This window comes from Vagococcus sp. (genome assembly GCF_036639995.1).
In the GTDB taxonomy this organism is placed as follows: domain Bacteria; phylum Bacillota; class Bacilli; order Lactobacillales; family Vagococcaceae; genus Vagococcus.
Genome location: NZ_JAVWHO010000080.1, coordinates 1 through 2,838, shown reverse-complemented (window position 1 = coordinate 2,838; position 2,838 = coordinate 1). Strand labels below are relative to the sequence as shown.

Genomic DNA, 2,838 nt, shown 5'->3' with positions numbered 1-2,838 from the left:
ACTTTCATTAAACGCAAACCGTTTAATGTCACTAAAAGTGTAGCTCCCATGTCAGCTAAAATGGCAATCCATAATGTTAACCAACCAGGAATAATGAGCAACACTGCAAGTAACTTAATAATCAAAGAAAAGGTGATGTTTTGTTTAATTATTTTCAGTGTTTTTCGACTTAGCTTAATTAAAAAAGGAAGTTTTCGTAAATCGTCCCCCATTAGTGCGACATCTGCTGTTTCTAAAGCAGTATCTTCGCCAGCTCCTCCCATAGCAATTCCCACTGTTGCGGAAGCTAGAGCAGGTGCGTCGTTAATGCCATCTCCAATCATCGCAACATTCTCATAAGATTGTTTTAAAGACTTAATATAATCTAATTTATCCTCAGGCATTAGCTCGCCCTTAATTGTTGTCACGCCAACTTGTTGACCAATGGCGTTAGCTGTTTGAGTATTATCACCAGTTAGCATAATAGTTTGTTTTATTCCTAATTGATGCAAGTTTTCAATAATAGCGGCACTGGAACCTCTCACTTTATCAGCAACGGCAATGATAGCTAGAATTTCTTTAGCATCACCAAAAAGCATGACGGTCTTACCTTCGTTTTGATAGCGCTGATATGATGCCATTAATGGAGAAGAGTCAATAGCTAAAGTATGAAAGAGTTTGGGACTACCGACAAAGTATGTTGTCCCTTCATAATCGCCTTTAATCCCTTTTCCTGTTATGGAATAAAAATTAGTGATAGTCACAGCATGTTTGTCTAGGTTTCTTTCTTTAGCTTCATTGATAATAGCAGAGGCTAAAGGATGTTGAGATAAAGATTCTAGAGCGGAAATGATTGTTAAATAGTGCTCTTCTTCAGCTGAATTATTGGTAATAAAATCAGTCACAACGGGTTTACCTTCAGTTAATGTTCCTGTTTTATCAAAAGCAATGGCTTTTAATCCTCCGATTTCTTCAAGGTAGATGCCACCTTTGATTAAGACCCCGTTTTTAGCGGCATTTCCAATGGCTGAAACAATAGAAACAGGTGTTGAGATAACTAGGGAACAGGGACATCCGACAACTAATAGAGAAAGCCCTTGGTAAAGCCAAGTATTCCAATCTTCACCTAAAAATAGCGGAGGAAAAACCATAGTTAATCCAGCAATTGCAATAATGGTTGGTGTGTAAAATTTAGCGAACTTATCGACAAAAGATTGAGAAGGTGCTTTTTCACCTTGGGCTTCTTCCACCAAATGAATAATTTTTGCAATGGTTGTGTCAGTTACCTTTTTAGTAACGTGAACTTCTAAAGCGCCTTCTCCGTTTAGCGTACCTGCAAAAACATCATCACTGACAGTTTTTTCAATTGGGACAGATTCGCCAGTAATAGCTGCTTGATTGATGGCAGAGTGTCCTTTAACGATTACGCCATCCATGGCTAACTTTTGACCAGGTTTGACAATCATGATGTCATCAATTTGAATATCAGAGACAGGAAGTACGAGCTCTTGTCCATTTCTTCTAATAAGGGCTTCTTTAGGAGCGATATCCATTAAAGAGCGAATAGATTGCCTTGCTTTTTCCATCGAGTATCTTTCTAGGGCTTCGCTAATCGCAAAAAGTAATACAACAACGGCTCCTTCTGCCCATTGCCCAATGAGAGAGGCTCCAATAATAGCAATAGTCATTAATGTTTCCATAGAAAAATTGAGTTTAAGAAGGTCTTTAAACCCTTCAATAAAAAGGCTAACCCCGCCGATTAGAATGGCTGAGAGATAAAAGATAGTTGCAAGCGAGCTGTTTTCTCCCTGCTGAATTTGAAAAGAAAAGGCAATAAGGATTAGAATGACAGCTATTATCAGTCGAAGATGTCGTTTAATGAAGGAATCTGATGAATTTCTCGTTACTACGGGTTCATCAATTGATTGGAGTTGTAAATTATCAAATGCTCCGGCTGCCTCAAGTTCTTCTAGTGTGGCCCGACCTTCAACTGTGATTTTTCCTGCACCAAAATTAAGGTTAGTACCGGTGACACCAGGAATATGTTGAACATTTTTTTCAAATTTAGCCGCACAATTGGTACAGCTTAACCCCTGGATTCGATAAGTTGTTTTCTCACTCATGATTAGCATCTTCTTTCACTTTGATTCCAGTTTCAATTAAATGAATAACGGTTGAATTGCTGATGTAATAATAAACAAGTTTCCCAATTTTTTTACTATCAACAAGTTTCATTTTTTTTAGTGTCTGTAAGTGGTGTGACGTATTTGCAACAGTAGCATCAATAATGTTGGCAATATCGCAAACACATAAATCATTTCTTGATCCTAGTGCGTACAAAATTTTTAGTCTATTTTCATCAGCTAAGACCTTGAATAGCAAACTAACGTCTAAGGTGTTAGTTTTTGTTAGCTTAGCTTTTGCTTGTTCAATTCTGTCTTCATGAAGACAAGTTATTTCGCAAATATCATTTGTCATTTTTTGATTCTCCTATACATTCAAGTAGTTATTTGAATAAAGTGTATCATTTTAGAAATCGACATTCAAGTGGATATTTGAATGAATAAATCCTTATCTAATACGGGAAGAAGAGACGTGTAACGAAATGTAGCAAAGTTTTTAGCTGTGTTTTGCTATGTAACTATAAAGTAGAGACGCTTTTTTGTATAATTATTTTAAGGAGTGATAGTGATGGAAATTGGTGAGGTTGTTAAGAAAAAGCGATTAGAATTTAAAATGACACAAGAAGAGTTGGCTCAAACATTATTTGTTAGTCGTCCGTTAATTTCAAAATGGGAAAATGGAAAAAGTTATCCTGATTTAGATCAATTAATTCAGTTAAGTGATCTGTTTGATATT

3 protein-coding genes are annotated in these 2,838 nt (G+C 36.4%); 1 reads left to right on the top strand and 2 read right to left on the bottom strand.

Features of this window, described 5'->3' with window-relative positions; genetic code table 11:
- Both RR554_RS12085 and RR554_RS12080 read right to left on the bottom strand, forming a co-directional pair.
- A partial coding sequence (locus tag RR554_RS12085; RefSeq protein WP_332468141.1) for a heavy metal translocating P-type ATPase occupies positions 1-2,102 on the bottom strand: 2,102 nt, incomplete at its 3' end.
- Complete coding sequence (locus RR554_RS12080; protein WP_332468140.1) at positions 2,095-2,457, bottom strand: ArsR/SmtB family transcription factor; 363 nt, start codon at positions 2,455-2,457, stop codon at positions 2,095-2,097. The genes RR554_RS12080 and RR554_RS12085, both read right to left, overlap by 8 nt.
- 213 nt (positions 2,458-2,670) lie before the next feature.
- Between RR554_RS12080 and RR554_RS12160 the strand changes: the two genes are divergently transcribed.
- Positions 2,671-2,838, top strand: a 168-nt coding sequence (locus RR554_RS12160) for a helix-turn-helix domain-containing protein (RefSeq protein ID WP_443081296.1), incomplete at its 3' end; no start/stop codon positions are given.